Genomic DNA, 19,694 nt, shown 5'->3' with positions numbered 1-19,694 from the left:
CAGCCTCCGCTCGGAGCGGTCGGCGCGCTCCGAGCGCAGAGCCGGTCGCAGCGGGAGCCTCACAGGCTTGCCTCCAGTGCGTCGCGTAACCGGCGGAGCAGCGCCACGTCCGGGGATTGGGTCTGGGTGATCCAGTCGGGCAGGGGTGTTTCCACCGGTGCCAGGACCGGAGCGTGCGGGGTCTCGACGAGACCGGCCGCCGCGAGTCGCCGTACGTCGAGCAGCGTGTGGAAGGCCGGGCGGCCCAGCACCCACGCGAGGTCGGCCGGGGTCCGTACGCCGTCCGCCCTGGCCAGCAGGACGCGCTGGCGGCCGGTGACGGTCTGGCCGGGGGCGGCGGCCCGCGGCACCACGGGGGAGGTGTCCAGCAGCGGGTACGGCCACACCGCGTCGAGCAGCTCCCGCCGGCGCTGGGTCTCCCGCTCGACGGCGGCGGCCGGGACCGAGCGGACGGAGCCGATCCAGTGGGTGGCTCCGCGGCGGAACCGGGAGGGGCCGGTGCCCGGGGACAGGGCGAAGAAGGCGGCGTCGAATATCGCGGCGAGATGGCAGATCTCCAGTTCGCCGCCGGCGAGGCCCCCGCTGTCCACGAGGAAGCGGGCGACCTGGCGGCGGGCGCCGGCCCGGTCCACCGCCTCGCGCCAGCGCTCGGGGGCGAGGCCGCCGCCGGTGGTGAGGAGCACGTCGAGGCCGGGGGTGGCCGGGCTCTCGGCGTGCACGATGCGGCCGTCCTCCAGGAAGAGGGTGCCGCGGTCGCGGAGCAGGGCGCCGGTGGCGCGCTCGGCGGCGAGCCGGGTGAGCAGGGGGGAGACGGCAACGGCGGCGAGGCCGCCCACCTGGGTGCCGGTCATCTGAGGACCAGCCCCTCGGCGAGGACGCGGAGTCTGTGCCGGGCGAGGGCGAGGTTGCCGTCGGTCCGGTCCAGCCACAGGTGGAGGAAGACGCTGCTGTCGAAGCTGGTCTCGACGAACCGCAGGACGTGGTAGCCGGTCCGGGTGGTGACGATCAGGTCCTCCACGGGCTGGCCCGCGGGCTCGCCCTGGGCGGAGTCCGGGGCCGGCTGGGCGAAGGACTCGTACTCGGCGGCGGCCCGGGCCAGCTCGGCGGTCTCGGCGGCGGTGGTCTCGTGGTCGCCGACCGGCGAGTCCCCGGCGGTGCCGAGAGCCAGCCCGCTGCTCCAGTCGACCAGCGCGGCCCCCCGCGCACCAGGCAGGGCCATGGCTTCGAGCAGGCATTCGTCGATCCCGGGCACGCGGGCTCCCCTCCCGGCCAGACGTGCGAAGTGCACGGTCTACGGCGCGACAGGAGGGAACTTACTCACGTTCCACAGCGCGGAAGGGGCTTCTGGCATTTTCCGCTGGAACATGCACAGAACCACGCGACAGCTTGGCCGGAACCCGTCCACTTCTGACCACGAATGTTGATCACCGCCGCCGGTCGCGCAAGGGCGCACGGGGGCTCACGAAGCGAGCGGAAGATGGTCCGCGAGCCGGAACGCCCCGCCTTCGCGCTCCACGTATCCCTCGTGGGTGAGGGTGCGCAGCAGGTGGTACACGGTGGGCAGCGGAATGCCGGTGACCCGCGCGAGCCGTTTCGCCGTCGCCCCGCCCTCGGCGTACATCGCCTCGACGAGGCGCAGCGCGCGCTGCACGGAACCGATCAGGGTGGGTGCGCTGTCCTTCTGGCTGCCGTCGGTGCCCATGAATACTCCCCCTGCTCCGGTACGAGTCCTGGCACCCCCATAAAAGTCGCTTACCGCGCGCAATCCCAGCTGACTCGCGCAGTTCCGGGCATAAGATCACCACGCTTCGGGCCGACTGCCCCCACACTCGCGCACAACACCGCACTCCGGCCCCGCCGCGGGCTATTGGGTGCATGTCACGAAGGCCGGGAGGGGGGTGTCCTCGATCAGGTGACGGGGCAGGGACAGGGCGAAGCGGTGTTCGAGGACGGCGAGGGTGCGGCGGTCGCGGTCCGCGCAGGGTTCGTCCTCGGGGCCGGCGTGGGTGCCGTCCGGGGCGAGGACCCCCGCCGCGACCAGTTCCGGGAGCAGGAAGTCCGGCCGGTGGCCGCCGCGCCAGCCCTCCTCGCCGAGGCCGAAGCAGCACACGATCTCGCCGTCCCGGGCGTACGCGAACTGCCGGGGCGGGTGGTCCGGCTGCGGGTCGAGGTGGACGGCCTCGACGCCGGACCGGGAGACCTCGGCCAGCCGCTCCGCCCCGGCCGGCATGCCGTGCTCGACGGCGAAGGACCAGCCGCCCCAGCTGCCGACGCGGGCCACGCCGTCGCCGTCCATCGTCTCGGTCACCATGCTCCAGGCGTCCGTCGCGCCCAGCGGGCCGGGCCGGATGCCCGGCAGCGCGCCGAGGCGCAGCGCCAGTTCGCCGGGTGCTATGCCGCGGGCGAAGGTGAGGCCGGCGTACCAGCCGTCCCAGTCCGCCAGCCACTGGATACCGCCGCCCGAGCCCCCGGTCATCTCCACGGTCCCCTCCGCGCTGCGTGCCGGCACTCCCCCACCGGCACGATAGTCAGTGCGCGGGGCGCTCCGGGAGGAGGCGCTCGACCATCGCCTCGATGAGCCCCTCCACCGGGTACGGCTCGAGCAGCGCCGGCGCGGTCAGGTCGTCCACGATCAGGCCGAGCATCGCCAGGTGCAGCAGCAGCGCGCCCTGCCGGTCCCCCGGCAGCCCGGCCTCCCGGTGCCGGGCCGCGTCCGCCTCCAGCTCGGCCTCCTGGAACGCGGCGAGCTCCGCCCGGAGTTCGGGGCGCCGGATGCCCTCCAGCCGCAGTTCCAGCAGGGCGACGCGGAGGCTGCGCTCGCGCCGCACCCGTTCCAGGAGCTGCCCGAGCAGCGCCTCGCCTGCCGGCGGCCCGGCCGGGTCCGCCGGGCCGGGGATCAGCCGCTCCCGGGTGCGGTGCAGGATCTGTACGAGCAACTGGGCCCGGTCGGCGAAGTAGTTCGCGGCGGTGCCCGTCGGTACGCCCGCCTCGGCGTCCACCGCGCGCAGGGTCAGGCCCCGCGAGCCCTTGCGCGCCAGGACTTCGATCGCGGCGTCGAGCAGCGCGGCGCGGCGCTCCGGGTTCTGGCGCATGGGCGGTTCCCTGACCGTGTACGGCTGTACGGCTGTACGGGGGTGCGGAGCGCGGTACGGCGGCCACTCCACATGCAGTGATTCGGACACGCTAGCGGATGCGGCACGGTCCGGGCCCTCCCCTCGAACCCCTCCCACGTGTCACTCTGCCCGCATGGAGCGGATCATCGAGGAGATACGAGAGGACCTGTCCCGCCGCATCGCGGTGACGGCGGACCGGCTCGCCGACCGGACGCTGGCCGAGGACCCCGCGTACGCCGCCCTGCTCGGCCGGGCCGAGCTGCGCGAGCGGATCCACCACAACCTGCGGCAGGCGGTCGAGGGCCTGGTCCTCGGCATCCGCGGCCTGCCCGTGGAACTCGCCGATGCGTGCGCCACCGGTACGCTCCGCGCCGAACAGGGCCTGCCCCTCGCCTCGCTGCTGCGCACCTACCGGCGCGGCGGCCGGCTGGTGTGGCAGGCCCTCAGCGAGGCCGTGGCCGCGCACGACGCGGCGGCGCTGCCGCAGCTGCTGCCGGCCGCGGCCGTGCTGTGGGACGTACTGGACCAGCTGACGGACGCGGTGGCCGACGCCTACCGCCGTACGGAGGCCGCGCGCTGGGACCGCGACCGGGAGCGCCGGGCGGCCCTTCTGGACGCGCTGCTCGACGGTGCGGGTCCGTCGGACGGGCCCGCGGCCTCGGAGGCGGCGGCCCAGCTGGGGCTGCCCGAGCGCGGCCGGTTCGCGGTCGTCGTACTCGGCGCGGGCGACTCGGGCGGCTCCGGCGTGTCCGGCGGCTTGAGCGGCCCCGGCGGCTCGGGCGGCTCAGCCGGTCTCGGCAGCTCCGGCGATCCGGGCGGCCCCGGCCGGCCCGGCGCCGGGCCGGCGGCGAGCGGCCTGCGCGTGCTGTGGCGGATCCGCGCCGACGGGGAGACCGGCCTGGTGGATCTGGGCCACCATCCGCTGGAGTCCGTACGGGAGCTGCTCGGCCCGCTCAGAGCCCGGGCCGGGGTCAGCCCGGTCGTGGAGACCCCCGGCGACCTGGCCCGGGCGCGCTGGCTGGCCGCGCTGGCGCTGCGCACCGTCCCGGCGTCCGGCGGTCCGTGCACCGCCCTGCTGGACGAGCGGCTGCCGACGGCCCTGGTCGCCTCCCAGGCCGAACTCGCGGGCCGGCTGCGGGAGGTGGTGCTGGGGCCGGTGCTGGCGCTGCCCGCGGAGGACCGCCGGGTGCTGCTGAACACGCTGGGCACCTGGCTGACCTGCCAGGGCTCGACGACGTACGCCGCCCAGCGGCTGTACTGCCACCGCAACACCGTCTCGAACCGGCTGCGGCGCCTCGAGCAGCTGACCGGCCGCACGCTTTCCGACCCGGCGCACGTGGTGGAGCTGGCGCTGGCCCATGCGGCGGTGCTCCAGCGGGCCGCGGGCGCACCGGCCGCACCGGCCGCACCGGGAGCGAAGCCGGCCGGCCGCGCCCCGCGCCGCAGCGGCTGACCTCAGGCCCTCGTCGGCTCCGCCGGCTCGTGCGGTGCGGCCCGCCGGGCCGACTCGAGCAGGTACGGTACGTCGATCACCGCGACGCCCGGGGTGAACAGCAGCCTCGCCTTGAGCCGGAACGCGTTCTGGTTGTGCAGGGGCTGCTCCCACCAGTGCCCGACCACGTACTCGGGGATCACCACGGACAGGATGTCCGTCCCCTCGGCGGCGGCCAGTTCCTGGATGTGCGCGAGCACCGGCCCGACGACCTCGCGGTACGGGGAGTGCAGGATCTTCAGCGGGACGCCCGGGTCGTGCTCCGCCCATGCCTCGCGCAGCCGGCGCGCGTCCTCCTCGTCGGCGGCGACGGTGACGGCCGTCAGGGTGTCCGGCCGCAGCGCCTGTGCATAGCCGAGCGCCTTCAGCGTCGGGGCGTGCACGTTGGCGACCAGCACCAGCACGTGGTGGCGGGAGGGTTTGCGCGGTTTGACCCCGGGGGCGACGGCGACCTGGGCCGAGACCCGGTCGTAGTGCCGGCGGACCCCCTTCATGCCGAGGAACAGCACCGGCATCGCGATGACGACCAGCCAGGCGCCGTGCGTGAACTTGGTGAGCAGGACGATGACCAGGACCACGGCGGTCAGGGTGGCGCCGACCGCGTTGATCGCCAGCCGGCGGTGGATGTGGATCCGCTGCTCCCGGGGCGTGGCCGGGGAGGCGAGTTCCCGCCGCCAGTGCCGGACCATGCCCGCCTGGGAGAGGGTGAAGGAGACGAAGACGCCGATGATGTAGAGCTGGATGAGGCGGGTCAGCTGGGCGTCGAAGGAGACGATGAGGGCGACGGCGACGAGCGCGAGCAGCACGATGCCGTTGGAGTAGACGAGCCGGTCGCCGCGGTTGAAGAGCTGGCGCGGCGCGTACCGGTCCTTGGCCAGGATCGAGGCGAGCATCGGGAAGCCGTTGAAGGCGGTGTTCGCGGCGAGGATCAGTACGCCCGCGGTGACGGCCTGGAGCAGGTAGAAGAGGAAGTGCCAGTCCCCGAAGGTGGCCCGGCCGATCTGGGCGAGCGCGGTCGACATCGGCGTGCCGGGCGGCAGGCCCAGTTCGGTGGGGTCGGCGGCGACGTGCACCTCGTACACCATGGCCAGGATGGTGATGCCGAGGAACATGGTCACCGAGAGGACGCCCATCACGGCCAGGGTGTTCGCGGCGTTGCGGCTCTTGGGCTTCCGGAAGGCGGGTACGCCGTTGCTGATCGCCTCGACACCGGTGAGCGCCGTGCAGCCGGAGGCGAAGGCCCGCATGACGAGGAGGACCAGGCCGAGGCCGGTGAAGGTGGCCTCCGCGGTGATCGGGAGGTCGGCGGACTCGGCGCGGACGGTCTCGCCGGTCCCGAGCCGGACCGCCGCCACCGCGAACATGAGGTAGATGACGAGGACGAACCCGTAGGTCGGAATGGCGAAGATGCGTCCCGACTCCCGTACGCCGCGCAGGTTCATCAGCATCAGCAGCACCACGAACCCCACCGACAGGCTGACTTCGTGGTCGCTGAGCGAGGGGATCGCGGAGGTGATGGCGTCCACGCCGGAGACCACGGAGACGGCGACGGTCATGACGTAGTCGACGAGCAGCGCGCTGGCGGCGGTGAGGGCGGCGGTCTGGCCGAGGTTCTCCGAGCTGACGATGTACGCACCGCCGCCGCCGGGATAGGCGTAACAGGTCTGCCGGTAGGAGGCGACGACCACGATCATCAGGAAGACGATGGCGGCGGCCGCGTACCAGGCGAGGTGGAGCAGCGCGGCGCCGCCGAGGGCGAGGATCAGCAGGATCTCCTCGGTGGCGTAGGCCACGGAGGAGAGCGGGTCGCTGCAGAAGATCGGCAGCGCGAGCCGTTTGGGCAGCAGGGTCTCGCCCAGTCGCGCGGTGTCGAGCGGTTCACCCACCAGCACGCGCTTCAGATTGATACGCCTCATCCCGGCATGATCGTGCATATTTCATGCGCTTTGTCCCTCATTGGGGCTGTGTCATGCCGCGAACCCGGCCAGTTCCTCGGCCCGGTGGGCCAGCCACAGGTCGTAGCGGGCGCTCGGCGAGCGCAGCAGCGAGCGCTCCAGCAGCGCCTCGATCCGGGTCAGCCGCTTGCGCGTGCCCGGCACCGAGATGCCGAGCGCGGCCGCCGCCGGGACCAGGTGCGCGTCGTGCCGCAGCCAGGCCCGTACGGTCTCCCGGGCGCCGGGCGGGGCGTCCCGCCCGGTCAGCGGCGCCAGATGCGCGCGGGCCCAGGCCGCCAGGTCGGGGTGGCGCAGTACGCCGTCCAGATCGGCCGGAGCGCCGGCCGCGCCACCGTGGGAAGGCCCGGCCACGCCACCTCCGGAGGATCCCGCGCCGCCGCCCGCCCCGCCCGGGGTCAGCCGCAGCGCGAGCGAGAGCGCCGCCTGCTCGGGGAGCCGCGCGAGGTCCGTGCCGAGGACCGACTCGATCAGCCGCAGCCGGGTGGCCAGGGTGTTGCGGTGGATCTTCAGCAGCCGCGTGGCGTGCGAGCAGAAGTTCAGCCAGGCGTGCGCGGTGGCCCGCAGCTCCTGCGCGCCGGGGTCCTGGGGGCGCCGCGGCACGTACGTGTGCAGGGGCGCGAGCAGGGCCTCGGCCCAGCCGGTCCCGGCCGCGTGGGCGGCCAGCTCCAGTTCGGGCCCGGGGCCGAAACGGGCGTGCCGCCCGCCGCGGCCGCGGGCGACGGCCAGGGCGTGGAAGGCCTGGGTGTAGGCGGCCGGGGCCTCGCGCAGCCGCAGTTCCGCGCTGACCCCGACCGTGCAGTGGCGGGCCACCGCCACCAGCGCCTCGGCCAGCGGATCGTGCGCGGCCGAGGTCGCCGCGAGGTCGCCGGGGACCAGGACGAGGAGGTGGCGCACGTACACCGGGCAGCGCACGATCCAGGCCCGGCCGCCCGTCAGCTCCTCGCAGAGCCGGGCCACCTCGCCGCGCTCCCCGGCCCGGCACTCCACGACGTACATCCGCATCGGCTCGGGCAGCGAGGGGCAGAGCGCCTCGGCGATCTGGTGGGCGGTGGAGAGCCTGCCGTTCATCAACAGGTGCAGGACGGCCTCGCGGGCCCGTGATTCGGCGAGTTCGGCCCGCTCCTCGCGCCGCTCTGCCTCCTCGGCCCGCAGGACGAGGGCCAGTACGGCGGCGGCGTCCGCGAGCAGCGCGGACGCTCCCGGGTGGTGCGGCAGGTCCAGTACGGCGGCCAGCGCGCGGCTCCCGTCCAGCGCGAACAGCAGCGCTGCCGAGCGCTCGCCGTGCAGGACGGCCGAGCGCACGGCCCTGGCATGCAGCTCCGCGGCCCCGCGGAGGGCGAGCTCCGGACCTGCGGCTCCGTCGGCGTCCACCACGCCGGTCCAGCCGCCCAGCCGGGCGGCGAGCCACTGCAACACCGCTGCCGAGCCGCCTGATTGGGCGAGCCGGTGCAGCTTGAGGACGTCCTCGGACCGGCTGCGCGACCGGTCCGCGGGCGTTTGCGGGATGGGCGGATGCGAAATGACGGGGTCCCTCCGGTCCGGTCGCGCCGGCGGGTCAACCACCCCGGCGCATCACTGTGCTCAGTGATACCCGTTCTGCCCGGTCACTGTGCACGGCGGACCCTGCGAACCGGCGTCCCGCCGCATAGGTTTGACCGCGAGCGGTCGGGCCCCGGGGTCGACGGGGGAGTCCCCGGGGCCCCTCTCGCTCGCTCCCGGACGCTCACATCCTGGCGGCCGCGCTGCGGATGGCCTCCCGGATGCGGAAGTAGGTGCCGCAGCGGCAGATGTTGGCGATGGCGTCGATGTCCTCGTCCGTGGGCGTGCCGGTGCGCTTCAGGAGGGCGACGGCGGCCATGATCTGGCCGGGCTGGCAGAAACCGCACTGGGCGACGTCCTGTTCGAGCCAGGCCTCCTGTACGGGGTGCAGCTCGTCCCCGTTCGCCAGTCCCTCGATGGTGGTCACCGCCCTGCCGGCGCACGCGGCGACGGGCACCACGCACGGTCGGACGTCCACCCCGTCGAGATGGCTGGTGCAGGCCTTGCAGACGTCCACGCCGCAGCCGTACTTGGGGCCGCGTACGCCCAGCATGTCGCGGAGCACCCACAGCAGGGGCAGATCGTCGGGCGCGTCCACGGTGACGCTCTGCCCGTTGACGGTGAAGGTGTGCGAGGGCACGGCGGACTCTCCTGAAATGACTGGCAGTTGCTGTTCTAGCGGGGGTACGGGGTGAAGTCGACGTCGAAGTCGAGGGGGAAGCTGCGCGGCTTGTTGCCGGTGGCCCGGGCCCAGGCATTGGCGATGGCGCCCACCGCGGCGGGTACGCCGAGCTCGCCCGCGCCGCCCGGCTCCTCCCCGGTGGCCGGCAGCACGAAGACCCGTACGTCATACGGGGTGTCGCGCTGCCGGGCCCAGTGGAACTGGCTGTAACTGCCCTCCAGCGGCAGCCCCTTGTCCAGGTGCAGCCCGGCCTTCAGGGTGGTGGAGATCGCGTCGGTGAGGCCGCCGATCATCTGGGCCTCCAGTCCGCGCGGGTTGACGGGCAGGCCCACGTCGACCGCAATGACGGCCTTGGTGACGCGGACGTGCTCCGGGTCGCGGGCGTCGATCTCGACCAGGCAGGCGGTGCGGGACTTGTACTCGTCGTGGAAGGCGATGCCCTGCGCGCAGCCCGCCGGCATCGGCCGCCCCCATTCCCCCTCGGTCGCCGCCTTGTCGAGCACCGCGCGCTGGGCGGCGGTCTTCAGGAAGGCGCGCCGGAACTCGTACGGGTCCTTGCCCGTCCGCGCCGCGAGTTCGTCGACCACGATCTCCTCGGCGCCCCGGGTGTTGGCGGAGTACACCGAGCGCCAGGAGCCGGTCGGGATGCCGGTGGGCACCTCGCTGAGCCCGTGGGTGGTGAGCCCGAAGTGGTACGGGGACTTGATCGTGGTGTGGAACAGGGTCTGCGCCAGGGTCGCGTTGCCGATGCCGAGCGGCAGGCTGGCGGCGGTGGCGGTGATGATCTCGCCGAGCCCGTGGCGGAAGTCCGTCTCGGCGGCGGCGACCCGGTGCTCGAAGCTGAGCACCTCGCCCAGCAGGTGGGTGGCGCGGATCTTGTGGTGGGTGGCGGGGCGCATCCGGCCGTGCCGGGTGTCGTCGACGCGGGTCCACATCAGCCGGACGGGCCGGCGGCAGGCCTTGGAGACGCGGGCGGCCTCCAGGGCCGCGTCGAAGAAGAGCCGCCGCCCGAAGGAGCCGCCGGCCTGGATCACGTGCACGGTGACCTTGTCGAGCGGCAGGCCGAGCTCGGCGGCGATGGTCTCGCGGGCCACGATCGGGGACTTGAGCCCGGACCAGATCTCGGCGCGGTCGTCCCGTACGTCGGCCACGGCGGAGTTGGTCTCCATGGCCGCGTGGCTGACGAACGCGAAGTCGAACTCGGCGTCCACGTAAGGGGTGAGCAGCGGCGGCACCAGCAGCGGCGGGGTGGCGGCGCGCAGCTTGGCGCGGATCTGCGCGTCCGAGAGCTGGTCGGCGGGGCCGGGACCCCAGGTGACCTGGAGGGCTGCTTTGGCGTCGAGGGCCTGCCCGAAGGTCTCGGCGACGACGGCGACACCGGTCGGGACGGTGACCACGTGCAGGACGCCGGGCATGGCGCGGACGGCGGCGAGGTTGGCGACGGCCTTGACGCTGCCTCCGAGGGAGGGCGGGCGGCGCAGCACGCAGGGCTTGGCTCCGGGCACGTCGAGGTCGAGGGTGTACTGCTGGGCGCCGGTCACCATGGCGCGGGCGTCGATCCGGCCGGTGGGCCTGCCGACGAGGGAGTGCTTCGCCGCCTTCTTCGGGGTGGCGCCGAGGACGATCAGGGCGGGGTCGGCGGCGGCCGCGGAGAGGCCGCCGTAGTCGGCGGTGCGTCCGTCGGGGGCCCGTACGGCGCCGTTCGCGGTGGTCAGCGAGGAGGCGGCCAGGCCCCACCGGCGGGCGGCCGCCGCGACCAGGCGGGCCCGGGCGGTGGCGGCGGCCTGCCGGACCGGCCCGTAGAGGGAGCGGATGGAGTTGGAGCTTCCGGTGAGCTGGTTGAACAGCAGCTCGGGCCGCGCGTCGTCCAGTTCCACGCGGACGGCGGCCAGCGGCGCGTCGAGCTCTTCCGCGACGAGCATGGCCACGGCGGTGGTGAGCCCCTGGCCGACCTCCTCGCGCGGCAGCCGGAAGCGGATGGTCCCGTCCGTCTCCACGGAGAGCGCCAGCAGGGCGGAGGTGGGCGCGCCGGCCAGGATGAACAGGTCGCCGAGGTCCACCAGATCGGCCGGGGCGGGCAGGCTCGGGACCACGGCGTGGGCGGGCTGCGGGGCGAGGACGTCGGCCCCCGCCCGGGTGACGAGGGCGAGCGTCGGCGCCGCGACGAGGTACGTGAGGAAGGAGCGGCGGCTCTGCCCGGTCATGTTGCTGTGTCCCCAACCCCTGCGCGGGCCCGCGTTCACGGACCTCCCCCGGCTCGTTACCGACACGTAGAGTAGCGATCACCTGGTGGGGTGGGAAGCGGGACGGCGGTACGGGTCGCGCGGGGAGGGGGTCCTGCGTTCAGGGGGTCCTTCGTTCGGGGGGTACTCCCGCGGGGGCGTTGATCCGGCTCGGATACGGGTTCCGCCGCGCGCGGGTCTCGTACATCTCGTCCGTACGATCGATCCGCGCCCTCCGGAGGGCCGGTTTCCGGCCGCGGGAGGACGATGGGAGGAGATACGGCTGCACTCGCAGCGACACGTGAGGAGGTGTGCGGCGGTGACGATGTACATGGATGTCCACCACGGCATGAAGGGCATCACCGAAGCCGAGCTGATGGCCGCCCACAAGGCGGACCTGGCGATCGAGGGCGACGAGAAGGTGCACTTCGAGCGCGCCTGGGCCGACCCCGCATCCGGGACCGTCTATTGCCTGTCCGAGGCTCCCTCGGCGGACGCGGTGCTGCGGATCCACGAGCGCACGGGACACCCGGCCAGCGAGATCCACCCGGTGCCGCTCAGCGTGTGACACGGGACGGCGGCCAAAGACCGCCGATGGGATCCCGGTAGGGCTGACCGGAAACGTTCGTACAGGCGAAGGGGGGGCCGGGAGGCCCTTGGCATATGCCAGAAGCAACGACGTTACGGATGTTGCCAAACGCCTTACGGGCCGTCGCGGCCTGTGCAACAGTCGTAACCGGTCCTTCCTTCAGACTTGGCCGTGCCGCGCCGCCTGTATCGGAGTTCTCATGCCGTCCCACCTCTTCGCGGACCGTCCCGCGCAGCCGCCAGAGCCAGGTTCGGTGGACGCCCTGATCTCGCAGACCCGGCGGCTGCGCGGCGAGGTGGACGCGGTGCGCCGCGACACCGTCGTCGACGACGACGACGCCCAGGGCCGCTGGCAGCGCGCCCTGTGCGACCTCGCCGTCCACCAACTCGACGACCTGCGCGAGCACCTGGGACAGCTCAAGGAAGGCCTGCCGCCCGCTCCCGAACTCGACGAGCTCCCCGACGGGGCGCCGGCCACCGGAACGGAACCCCAGCAGACCCGCGTCGGCAGCGCCGAGTGGAACCTGCTCACCGACGAGGTCAACTGGTCCGAGGAACTGTTCCAGATCTTCGGCCGCTCGCCCGAGGCGGGCCCGCTCCCCCTCGACGAACTCGGTTCCACCCTCTTCTCCGATGACCAGCCGTTGCTCACCTCGATGGTGACGGCCTGTCTGGTCGACGGAAAGCCGATCGACGGCGAGTTCCGCATCGTCCGGGCCGACGGCCGCGTCCGGACGCTGCACATGCGAGGCGAGCCGGTACTCGACTCCGACGGCTGCACGGCCTCCATGTGGGCCGTGTTCCGGGACGTGAGTGAGCTGCGCCGAAGCCAGCGCGCCGTACGCGAGTCCCGTGACTCGCTGCAGCGCCGGCGGGAGATCGCGCAGACCGAGCACCGGCTGGCGGTCGAGCTGCAGGAAGCCGTGCTCCCCCCGTGGCGCGGCTCCCTGCGGTTCCCGCACCACACCACCGGCGCACTCGACGTCGCCGCACACTACCTGCCCTCCGCGACGAGCGCCCTGATCGGCGGCGACTGGTACGACGCACTCGAACTGCCCGACGGCTGCTCTCTGTTGACGGTCGGTGACCTGACCGGGCACGGGGTGACGGCCACCTCCGGGATGGCGATGATGCTGGGCGCCCTGCGCGGCATGGCCATGGCCGGGATCGAGCCGGGCCCGCTGATGGGCTGGCTCAACCAGCTCCTGGAGGCCTCCGTACAACCGGCGCTCGGCTCGGCCGTTTGCTGCCGTTACGATCCCGTGCGCCGTGTGCTCTCCTGGGCGCAGGCCGGCCATCCCGCCCCGCTGTTGTTCCGCGGCCGCTCGGGCCGCGCCCTGCAGCCGCCGGAGGGCGTACTGCTGGGCGCGACCTCCGGGGCGGCGTACGGGCAGGCCGAGGAACGGCTGCAGGTCGGCGACGTACTCGTCCTGCACACGGACGGACTGACGCCGCGCAGCATCGAGTTCAGCCGGGCGGACGGCACCGAGCGGCTGCTGGCCCTCGCGCCGCGGTTCACGGCGGCGCGGTCGGCGCAGGACTGCGTGCGGATGGTGGTCGAGGAGTTCGGCGAGAGCGAACGCGAGGACGACGCCTGCGTCCTGGTGGCCAGGATCGGTGGCTGAGCGCCGGGTCGCACCGACTCTTCACCGGGTCGTACCGACTCTTCAGGGCCGCGCCGGACGGCGCGGCCTTTCTCTTCTCCGTACGGCTGCCGGTGCACGCACCGGGTGCCCGCGCACGGCTAGACGCTGTGCTGCGTCGGGCTGTTCGGCAGGGCCAACTTGATCTCCGCGCGCAGGTCCTCGATGCGCGCGTACCCGGCGTACTGGCCGGTGAGCCGGTACATCTCGCGCAGCCGGTCCCACGTCCGGTGCGAGGAGGTCTCGTTCATCGAGACCAGCGCGAGGCGGGCGTAGCGGTCGGCCTGTTCCGGGTCGTCGGCGATGAAGCAGGCCGACGCCATGGAGATGTAGTCGAAGATCTGCGAGCGCTGGTGGCCGCCGGACCGCAGCCGCAGCGCCTCCCGGGCGTGCCGCTGGGCGATCGGCGCGACCGAGGGGTCGTGTTCGGCGAGGGTGCGGAACGCCAGGGCCTGCATGCCGTGCAGGTCCGCCTCGTCGAAGTTCTGCATCCACGACGGCGGGGGCACGTCACCCTGGTCCGACACGAACAGGTCCTCGGCCTCGCCGAGGGTGCGGCGCATGGCCTGGCCCTTGCCCATCGAGGCCTGTGCCCAGGCCTCGATGGTGTGCAGCATGGCGCGGGTGCGCGGCAGGGTCTGCTCGCCGGAGCCCGACTGTGCCAGCTTCATCAGGTCGAGGGCCTCGTTCGGCTTGCCCAGGTGGACCATCTGGCGCGCCGCCCGGGACAGCGCTTCGCCGGCCCGTGGCCGGTCCCCGCCCTCCCGGGCGGCGTGCGCGGCGATGACGAAGTACTTCTGCGCGGTGGGTTCGAGACCCACGTCGTGGGACATCCAGCCCGCCAGCACGGCGAGGTTGGCCGCCACGCCCCACAGCCGCCGCTGCAGGTGGTCGGGGTGGTGGTACGCGAGCATGCCGCCGACCTCGTTGAGCTGGCCGACCACGGCCTTGCGCTGCAGTCCGCCCCCTCGGGAGGCGTCCCAGGCGCGGAAGACCTCCACGGAGCGCTCCAGGGCCTCGATCTCCTGGGAGCCGATGGGGGCGGCCTCGTAGCGGTCGTAGCCGGCCGGGTCGGCCTGGAAGGAGTCGCCGAAGGCCTGCGGGGACTTGGCGGGGGCGGGATCGGTGTGCAGCCAGTCGTTCATGGCGTAGGTGAGGGCGGAGCCTGCGGTGAGCGCGACACCCGCGCCCATCAGACCGCGTCGGTTGAGCATGAGGTCCATTCCCGTGAATTCGGTGAGGACCGCGGCTGTGCGTTCGGGCGCCCAGGGCATTCCGTCGGGGTTGTCCTTCGCCCCGTCCGGCTGCCGTTTGGAGGTGCGCCGCTGCCGTACGAACCCGAGGTCCTCGATGGTCACGACACGACCGAGCCGCTCGGTGAACAGGGCTGCCAGTACGGTGGGCACCGGTTCGCGCGGGGTCTCCCCCATGTCGATCCAGCGCCGTACCCGCGAGGTGTCGGTGGCCAGTTGGTGGTGACCCATGGCCGCCGCCTGCCGGTTGACCATCCTCGCCAGCTCACCCTTCGACCAGCCGGCCATGCCGAACAAGTCGTTCAAGCGGGTGTTTGGTCCTTTGCTCACGTCAAGCCCCCAGGTTCTCGGCTGATTTGACAGTAGCCCGCCGTCAGATGCCCAGCGACTATTCGCCAGGCTTCGCCAGGGCACGCAAGATGGTCCGCCACCCACGGCCGGGTGTCAGGTAGGAATGCGCCTCCCCGACCCGGTCTCCGGGCGGAACTCCCCAGGGTGAAGTACGGGACCGGCGGGGTGGCGTACGCAACTCGTCGGCGCACGAAGGGATCCGTAACGCCATGTACGCAGCAACGTCCTCCGTGTCCGCCCCGGTTCGGCCGCACCGCACGCTCCAGGCGGGCGGCGGCCCCTACCTCGACCCCGGCCGCCAGGCGGCACCGGCGCAGGGCGCCGTACGGGCGCGGCGGATGCCGGGGGCCGGATCGCAGCCGCTCAGCGGAAGAATCGACCTCTCGGGGCCGCAGGGGGCGCAACTGCGCACCGCGCTCGCCTCGGTGCAGCGCATCTGCCCGGAGTTCGCGCCGGTACAGGTGCTGCGGCGCAGCGGCCGGTCGGTCCTCCTGGTCGGGACGACGGGCCGGATGACCGCCGTCGCCAAGGTTTTACTGGACCACTCGCCGGAATGGCGCGAGCGGTACCGGCACGAAATAGCGTCGTACCGGACGTTCGTCCGACACCGCCCGCCGGTCCGGGTGCCACGGCTGATCGCCGCGGACCCCGAGAACTGCACGCTGGTGGTCGAACGGATGGCGGGCCGGGTCGCAGCATTGCAGCGGCACCCCGTGGAGGCCCCGCCGCGGGCCGACGTACGGGCCGCCCTGGGCGCGGTGTGCCGGGTGAACCAGTGGCGCCCGCCGACCGATCTGTTCGGGGACCCGCTGAACTACCCGCAGCGGGTGGCGCGTTACCACGAGCTGGGACTGCTCACCGACCGGGACCTGGGTGATCTGCAGAAACTGCTGTGCGGGCTGAAACTGGCCGGTGTGCAGCGGCAGTTCAACCACGGTGACGCACTCCTGTCGAACCTGCTGCTGTCCCCGGCCGGGCCGGTGCTGCTCGACTGGGAGCACGCGGGCTGGTACCTGCCCGGCTACGACCTGGCCACGCTGTGGACGGTGCTGGGCGACGCCCCGGCCGCCCGCAGTCAGATCAGCCGGCTCGCCCAGTCGGCCGGTCCGGCCTCGCGGGACGCGTTCCTGGTCAACCTGATGCTGGTGCTGACCCGGGAGATCAGGATGTGTGAGACGGCGGTCCAGCGCTCCATGCTGGCGACCGCTCCGACCCAGCCCCTGCCGGTGGGCTCCCTGTCCTCCGGCGAGGAGCAGCGGCTGCTGCTGCGCCGTCTGCACGACGACTGCGGCATGGCGCGCAGGGCGGTACGCGCGGCGGTCGGCACCCGCTGATCCCGGCGGCCCGCACCCCGTACGAAAATCCCGTGGTGTACGCACTCGCTGTGCGTACCACGGGATTTCGTGCGTTCGGGGCCGTCTCGGCCCGGCTCGCCGTCCCTGCGTATGCCTTGACATCACATGATCCCCCGAACACCTTTTCTGACTCAGCATCAGAAATGCTGGAGCCGCCGTCCCGCCCTCCCCACTCCGCTGGAGCCCGCCCATGTCCGCAAGCGCTGATTCCGTACGCCCCGACCCCCTCCGCCCCGCTCTCCCCTCCCGTCGGACGGTCCTCGCCGGGGCCGGGGCGGGGGTGGTCGCGGCCGCCGTGCTGCCGTCCGCCGCCGCGCGGGCCGCGGACGGGGTTCCGCTCGGTGAGTACGACGTCGTGGTGGTCGGGTCCGGGGCGTCCGGGATGACCGCCGCGCTCACCGCCGCCAGGCGGGGTCTGAGCGTGCTGGTGGTCGAGAAGGCGCCGACCTTCGGCGGTTCTGCGGCGCGCTCCGGGGCCGGGATCTGGCTGCCGAACAACTCGGTGATCCTGGCCGCGGGGGTGCCGGACACCCCGCAGAAGGCGGCTGCGTACCTGGCGGCGGTCGTCGGCGACGGCTCGTCGGCGGACCGGCAGGCGGCCTTCCTCGCCAACGGCCCCCGGATGCTCGACTTCGTGATGGCCAACAGCCCGCTGCGCTTCCGGTACATGGACGGGTACAGCGACTACTACCCGGACCTCCCGGGCGGGCTGCCGAACGGCCGGTCCATCGAGCCCGACCAGATCGACGGCCATCTCCTGGGCGCCGAACTGGCCCGGCTGAACCCGGCGTACCTGCCGGTCCCCGCCGGGATGGTGGTGTTCAGCCAGGACTACAAGTGGCTGAACCTGGCCGCCGTGAACGCCAAGGGGCTGGCGGTGTCCACGGAGTGCCTGGCGCGCGGCGCCAAGGCCGCACTGTACGGGCAGAAGCCGCTCACGATGGGCCAGGCACTGGCGGCCGGCCTGCGGGCCGGACTGATGCAGGCGGGGGTGCCGCTCTGGCTGAACAGCCCGCTGGTCGACCTGGTGCAGGAGGCGGGTGCGGTCACCGGTGTGGTGGTGGAGAAGGAGGGGGTACGGGGGGTCGTACGGGCCCGCAAGGGCGTGGTCGTCGGCTCGGGCGGCTTCGAGCACAACGCGCAGATGCGGGCGCAGTACCAGCAGCAGCCGATCGGCACCCAGTGGTCGGTCGGCGCCAAGGAGAACACGGGCGACGGGATCCGGGCCGGGCAGCGGGCGGGGGCGGCGCTGGCGCTGATGGAGGACGCGTGGTGGGGTCCGTCGATCCCGCTGCCGGGCGAACCGTACTTCTGCCTCGCCGAACGCACCCTGCCGGGCGGGCTGATCGTGAACGGGGCGGGCGCGCGTTTCGTCAACGAGGCGGCCCCGTACAGCGATGTGGTGCACGTGATGTACGAGAAGGACCGGGGCTCGGTCGGCTCGCACATCCCGGCGTGGCTGATCGTGGATCAGAACTACCGCAACAAGTACCTGTTCAGGGACATCCTGCCGACGATCGTCTTCCCGGACTCGTGGTACCAGGCGGGCGCGGCGAAGAAGGCGTGGACGTGGGACGCGCTGGCCGGCCAGATCGGGGTCCCGGCGGGAGCGCTCCGGGCGACCCTCAACCGGTTCAACGCGCAGGCGTGGAACGGGACCGACCCCGACTTCCACCGGGGCGACACGGCGTACGACCACTACTACACGGACCCGGGGGTGCAGCCGAACTCGTGCCTGGCCCCGATCTGGGCGCCGCCGTTCTACGCCTTCAAGATCGTGCCGGGTGACCTGGGCACGAAGGGCGGCATCGTCACGGACGCACGGGCGCGCGCCCTGCGGCCGGACGGCTCGGTGATCCGGGGCCTGTGGGCGGCGGGCAACGCGAGCGCGGCGGTGATGGGGCACAGCTACGCGGGGGCGGGGTCGACGATCGGCCCCGCGATGACGTTCGGCTACGTGGCGGCGAACGACATCGCGGACACCCCCTAGTAGGGGGTGGCTGCTACCCCTGCTGGAAGAGCTCGGCGGGGAGCGGCTTCAGGAGGGCGTACAGGTCGTCGGTGATGGGCCGGTCCCAGCTCGCGATGGTGACCAGCACGTTGTCGCTGCGGTCGAACTGCACGCAGCTGATCCGGCCCTCGGAGAGCTTGATCTTCCGGACGATGAGGAGGTTGTCGCCCTGCATGACGGGGCAGTCCTCGGTGCCGGTGACCTCGACGTCCTCGTCGTTCTCGAGGGCGTCGAGGAGCTGGGCCACCTCGAAGGGGACCTGGCCCTCGGTGAGCTCCCGGGCGGGGGAGCCCTCGGGGAGGTTGCCGATGATCATTGCGGGGCCGCGTCCGCCGAACAGGTCGTAGCGGAGAAAGACGCCCTGGCAGCTGCCGTCGGGCGCGGGCAGCAGCCCGGCCCCGAGATTGCCCGGCCAGTCCCCCGGGTCCATGGCCAGGACGTCGAAGTCCGGGCCGGCGGGTGTGGCGGCGCGGTTGCGGCGGAGGAAGGACATGCCGCCATGGTACGTGCCCGCCCGCCTTTTCCGGCCCCGGGCCCCGCCCATCACCCGGAGGGCGCGCCTCCGGTCCGGCCTCCGGCGGCGGGGGTGGTGGGGGGCCGCTGCGCAGGGCTGTCGGCTCCGCGCAGCGGTCAGACGGGCGGGACCAGGGTGAAGTAGTGCGGCAGCAGGTCCGCGTCCCCGGTGACCGCCAGGCCGGTGGACGGGATCCGCCGCCAGAGGAACAGCATCAGGTCCGACGCCGTCCCCGCGGCCTCGACATCCACCGGGTCCGTGACCCCGTGCTCCACCAGGACCCGCTCCCCCGAGAACGTGACCGTCCAGGACTCGGGGCCGTCCGTCCGCCGCAAGCGGTACCGCTCCCCCGCCCCGGCCGGGGCCCCGGTCATGGCCCGCCGGAACGGGGCCATCGCCTCGAAGGTCTGCGGGACCGCGTCCACCGCGATCTCCGCGTCGATCGGCCCCGGCGCCCCGGTCGCGGACTCCGCGTCCCACCGGTGCACCGCCAGCTCGATCGTCTGCATCCGCAGCCAGAAGCCACTCGTGTGCGCCGCGCGATCCGCCGCGTCCACCGACCACGTCCACACCGGCACGTCCGGTCCCAGCTCCCGGAACAGGCCCTCCAGCTGCCGCGCGCCCTGCGCGAACCACTCCGTCAGCGCCTGCGGCACCGGCCCCCGGTTCGGCTCGGTCTCCGGCTTCGGCCAGGCCGCCCGTACTGCCGGGTCCTGCGGGATCGCGAAGATCGTCAGATCGGTGTGGTCCGGGGCCTCGGCCAGGCGGTCGCGCAGGATGCGGCCGACGAACCGGTGCACCCCGCCGAGGTGCCCGACGAGGTCGGCGGCCGACCAGCCGGGGCAGGACGGCACGAGCGGGACCGGTCCGTCGCCCGCTTCGGCGATCGCACGCCGGATCGCCTTCTCGAAGGCGAGCGTCTCGTTGCGGAAGTGGGAGAGCCTCTGACCGTGGTCGATGACGTCCATGACGAGAC

17 protein-coding genes are annotated in these 19,694 nt (G+C 73.2%); 5 read left to right on the top strand and 12 right to left on the bottom strand.

What is annotated here, in order from left to right:
* Positions 1-59 precede the first annotated feature (59 nt).
* The 5 genes from OG299_RS34375 to OG299_RS34355 all read right to left on the bottom strand — a co-directional run bounded on the left by OG299_RS34375 (position 60) and on the right by OG299_RS34355 (position 3,092).
* Positions 60-851, bottom strand: coding sequence for a transcriptional regulator (locus OG299_RS34375; protein ID WP_327363596.1), 792 nt, complete (start codon positions 849-851; stop codon positions 60-62).
* A complete protein-coding gene (locus OG299_RS34370) occupies positions 848-1,252 on the bottom strand; it encodes a roadblock/LC7 domain-containing protein (RefSeq protein ID WP_266631973.1) in 405 nt (134 codons plus the stop codon). Before OG299_RS34370 ends, OG299_RS34375 begins: the two co-directional genes overlap by 4 nt.
* Positions 1,253-1,459: 207 nt before the next feature.
* Positions 1,460-1,702, bottom strand: coding sequence for a helix-turn-helix domain-containing protein (locus OG299_RS34365; protein WP_266631971.1), 243 nt, complete (start codon positions 1,700-1,702; stop codon positions 1,460-1,462).
* Positions 1,703-1,864: 162 nt separating this feature from the next.
* Entirely contained in the window at positions 1,865-2,476 is a 612-nt protein-coding gene (locus OG299_RS34360; RefSeq protein ID WP_266633745.1) for a DUF6461 domain-containing protein, read from the bottom strand.
* 52 nt (positions 2,477-2,528) lie between these two features.
* Positions 2,529-3,092 (bottom strand): TetR/AcrR family transcriptional regulator, encoded by a 564-nt coding sequence (locus tag OG299_RS34355; RefSeq protein WP_327363595.1) that lies wholly within the window; start codon positions 3,090-3,092, stop codon positions 2,529-2,531.
* A 154-nt stretch (positions 3,093-3,246) separates the two neighbouring features.
* On the opposite strand from OG299_RS34355, the gene OG299_RS34350 reads away from it, so the two are divergent.
* Positions 3,247-4,566 carry a helix-turn-helix domain-containing protein gene (locus OG299_RS34350; protein ID WP_327363594.1) on the top strand — a complete coding sequence of 440 codons (1,320 nt, stop codon included), beginning with the start codon at positions 3,247-3,249 and terminating at the stop codon, positions 4,564-4,566.
* 2 nt (positions 4,567-4,568) lie between these two features.
* Here the strand turns inward: OG299_RS34350 and OG299_RS34345 are convergent, their stop codons facing one another.
* From OG299_RS34345 to OG299_RS34330, 4 genes are all read right to left on the bottom strand, one after another.
* The gene (locus tag OG299_RS34345; RefSeq protein ID WP_266631965.1) at positions 4,569-6,521 is read right to left on the bottom strand and encodes an APC family permease; all 1,953 of its coding nucleotides are present in this window, start codon (positions 6,519-6,521) and stop codon (positions 4,569-4,571) included.
* 51 nt (positions 6,522-6,572) lie between these two features.
* A complete protein-coding gene (locus OG299_RS34340; protein ID WP_266631963.1) occupies positions 6,573-7,976 on the bottom strand; it encodes a helix-turn-helix domain-containing protein in 1,404 nt (467 codons plus the stop codon).
* A 307-nt stretch (positions 7,977-8,283) separates the two neighbouring features.
* Complete coding sequence (locus tag OG299_RS34335; protein ID WP_266631961.1) at positions 8,284-8,739, bottom strand: (2Fe-2S)-binding protein; 456 nt, start codon at positions 8,737-8,739, stop codon at positions 8,284-8,286.
* Positions 8,740-8,774: 35 nt separating this feature from the next.
* On the bottom strand, positions 8,775-10,985 hold the full coding sequence (locus OG299_RS34330; RefSeq protein WP_327363593.1) for a xanthine dehydrogenase family protein molybdopterin-binding subunit: 2,211 nt from the start codon (positions 10,983-10,985) through the stop codon (positions 8,775-8,777).
* A gap of 337 nt (positions 10,986-11,322) precedes the next feature.
* Between OG299_RS34330 and OG299_RS34325 the strand changes: the two genes are divergently transcribed.
* Both OG299_RS34325 and OG299_RS34320 read left to right on the top strand, forming a co-directional pair.
* A complete protein-coding gene (locus OG299_RS34325) occupies positions 11,323-11,571 on the top strand; it encodes an SCO4226 family nickel-binding protein (RefSeq protein WP_266631957.1) in 249 nt (82 codons plus the stop codon).
* A 220-nt stretch (positions 11,572-11,791) separates the two neighbouring features.
* A complete protein-coding gene (locus OG299_RS34320) occupies positions 11,792-13,216 on the top strand; it encodes a PP2C family protein-serine/threonine phosphatase (RefSeq protein ID WP_327363592.1) in 1,425 nt (474 codons plus the stop codon).
* A 119-nt stretch (positions 13,217-13,335) separates the two neighbouring features.
* Here the strand turns inward: OG299_RS34320 and OG299_RS34315 are convergent, their stop codons facing one another.
* Complete coding sequence (locus tag OG299_RS34315; RefSeq protein ID WP_327363591.1) at positions 13,336-14,817, bottom strand: DNA-binding protein NsdB; 1,482 nt, start codon at positions 14,815-14,817, stop codon at positions 13,336-13,338.
* Between the two features lie 230 nt (positions 14,818-15,047).
* Between OG299_RS34315 and OG299_RS34310 the strand changes: the two genes are divergently transcribed.
* On the top strand, positions 15,048-16,172 hold the full coding sequence (locus OG299_RS34310) for an aminoglycoside phosphotransferase family protein (RefSeq protein ID WP_266631951.1): 1,125 nt from the start codon (positions 15,048-15,050) through the stop codon (positions 16,170-16,172).
* Positions 16,173-16,383: 211 nt separating this feature from the next.
* Positions 16,384-18,183, top strand: coding sequence for a 3-oxosteroid 1-dehydrogenase (gene kstD, locus OG299_RS34305; RefSeq protein WP_327363590.1), 1,800 nt, complete (start codon positions 16,384-16,386; stop codon positions 18,181-18,183).
* A 13-nt stretch (positions 18,184-18,196) separates the two neighbouring features.
* Here kstD and OG299_RS34300 read toward each other — a convergent pair whose 3' ends face one another.
* On the bottom strand, positions 18,197-18,697 hold the full coding sequence (locus OG299_RS34300; RefSeq protein ID WP_053787178.1) for a hypothetical protein: 501 nt from the start codon (positions 18,695-18,697) through the stop codon (positions 18,197-18,199).
* Between the two features lie 137 nt (positions 18,698-18,834).
* The gene (locus OG299_RS34295) at positions 18,835-19,686 is read right to left on the bottom strand and encodes a maleylpyruvate isomerase family mycothiol-dependent enzyme (RefSeq protein WP_327363589.1); all 852 of its coding nucleotides are present in this window, start codon (positions 19,684-19,686) and stop codon (positions 18,835-18,837) included.
* Between the last annotated feature and the right edge of the window lie 8 nt (positions 19,687-19,694).

Origin of the sequence: Streptomyces sp. NBC_01296 (genome assembly GCF_035984415.1) — a bacterium.
Lineage (GTDB): Bacteria > Actinomycetota > Actinomycetes > Streptomycetales > Streptomycetaceae > Streptomyces.
This window is presented reverse-complemented; position numbering and strand designations above follow the sequence as displayed.